The organism is Veillonella sp. ZSJB6 (genome assembly GCF_051549505.1).
Classification (GTDB): domain Bacteria; phylum Bacillota; class Negativicutes; order Veillonellales; family Veillonellaceae; genus Veillonella.
In genome coordinates this window covers 1-249 of the sequence record NZ_JBPUGE010000133.1, presented here as the reverse complement: position 1 = coordinate 249, position 249 = coordinate 1, and the positions used below count along the sequence as shown (strand labels likewise).

Here is a 249-nt window from a genome sequence, read left to right as displayed (position 1 = left end):
CGAAGAACCCGGTCACTGGGATACAACTCGTCAGTTTACTCGTCATGGTCATCGGGATCATGCTGATTCGATTGTCATAAGGGAGGAGAGACATCATGCGCGGAGTACTGTTCGCCATCAGTGGCGGCTTCTTTTTAACGCTACAGAGCGTCGCCAACGCTCGCATCAGTTCGAGTATCGGGACGTGGCAAGCTGCGACGTTGACGCAATTGACGGGCTTCGTCGTTGCGCTCATGATTATGCTTCTCG

1 protein-coding gene is annotated in these 249 nt (G+C 53.4%); it reads left to right on the top strand.

All coding sequences use genetic code 11. The features are described 5' to 3' along the window. Nucleotides 1-95: 95 nt before the first annotated feature. Nucleotides 96-249: DMT family transporter (locus ACSV5T_RS10180; RefSeq protein WP_438321062.1), on the top strand; the 154-nt coding region annotated here is incomplete at its 3' end.